The following is a 1,746-nucleotide window of genomic DNA, read 5'->3' as shown; positions in this document are numbered from 1 at the left end:
GGTAAAGCGGCAAGTATAGACACCGAGCTTCCTATAATAAAGGCGATAGTCTCAAAAAGCGGAGTGGTCACGGCACTTGTGGAAGAATCGAGGTCTACAGATATAGTGTTTTTTGATAATGAAGGAAAAAAACTTGATATAATCGTAAAATCAAAACTCTCGGGAGACGGTTTCCCTACAGATATTGCAATATCTCCTGACGGAACCGCACTTCTTGCCGCATTCCAGTATTTGAAAGGCAGCTCCATGATGGGAAGAGTGGTATTCTATGACTTTTCGGAGATAGGCAAAAATATGCCCAACAGAGTGGTAGGCGGCTTTGACGAAGAATTCGTCTCTTCAATGGTGGCAAGGGTAAAGTATCTGGATAAAATAAACTCGGTGGCAATCGCTTCGGACGGACTGTATTTTTTCTCATCAAAGAATATAGCTTCACCGAAACTTGTAAAGACGATAAAGGCGGAGAATGATATAGAAGCGGTAGCATTTGAGGGAGACAGACTATGTGTGGTATATAAAAACACCTCGGAAAAATTCAATCATACACTGTATATATATTCAAAGACGGGAAGCGTATTGCTTAAAAAAGAGTTTGTGGGAGATTTTAATAAGCTCGATATGCAAAAAGGATATATATATATGACAAAAAACGATAATGCTATTATAATGAATACATCAGGCGTAATAAAATACAACGGAAGCCTGGATGTAAATATCCATAAGATTGTAAAGAGCGGGTTTTTATCAGGGTTTACAGTGCTTGGGGATAACGACTTTAGAGGTATAGTACTCAAATAAACACGGAAAAGGAGAAATTATGGAGCAGGTATGTGTAGGAGTTGACATTGGTGGAACAAGTGTAAAGCTGGGTATATTCACACTGAGCGGAACATTGCTCAAAAAGTGGGAGATACCTACGGAGCCAAGGAATGATACAAAGGCTCTTATTGAAAAGATAGGCAAGTCAATAAAAGAAAACCTCAAAGAAGGCGGACTTTCACTTACAGACTGTGTAGGAGTGGGAATGGGAGTTCCGGGACCTGTAATGCCTAACGGTTACATAGAAGTTGTTGTAAATATAGGCTGGAAAGAAGTATTCCCTGCAAGAATCCTTTCAGACCTTTTGGACGGTATGCCTGTAGCACTCGGCAATGACGCCAATGTGGCGGCACTCGGTGAAGCATGGATGGGCGGTGCCAAACATATCAAGGATGTTGTGATGGTAACACTCGGCACAGGCGTAGGCGGAGGCATCATAATAGACGGCAAGATAGTACCGGGAAAACACGGACTTGGCGGTGAGATAGGACATATGCATGTGAGAGAATCAGAGACCGAAAAGTGTAACTGCGGAGGTAAGGGCTGTCTTGAGCAGATATCCAGTGCCACAGGAATAGTAAGAGAAGCAAAGAAGCTTCTTGCAAAGAAAAAAGACACTTCAAGACTTTCACTGATAGAAGACCTCACAGCCAAGGATGTACTTGATGCGGCAAAGGCCGGAGACAAGCTGGCTATAGAAGTGGTCGACATAGTGGCAAAATACCTCGGAATAGCTCTGGCACATATAGCAATGACGGTAGACCCTGAGATATTTGTAATAGGCGGAGGTGTTTCAAAGGCCGGAGATTTCCTTATAGACAAGATAAGAGAAAAATTCATATATTACACACCTATTACAAAGAACAAGGCGGATATAGTAATCGCAAAGCTTGGAAATGATGCCGGAATATACGGCGCCGCAAAGCT

At 42.3% G+C, this 1,746-nt stretch carries 2 protein-coding genes; both read left to right on the top strand.

The window, feature by feature from the left end; genetic code table 11:
• Positions 1-798 (top strand): DUF5711 family protein (locus tag ACO6FI_RS12275; protein ID WP_485457586.1); only part of this gene is annotated, 798 nt, incomplete at its 5' end.
• A 19-nt stretch (positions 799-817) separates the two neighbouring features.
• A partial coding sequence (locus ACO6FI_RS12270) for an ROK family glucokinase (protein WP_485457585.1) occupies positions 818-1,746 on the top strand: 929 nt, incomplete at its 3' end.

This window comes from Lachnoanaerobaculum sp. (genome assembly GCF_057250505.1).
The sequence above is the reverse complement of the archived record's forward strand: the minus strand, read 5'-3'. Positions and strand labels throughout refer to the sequence as shown.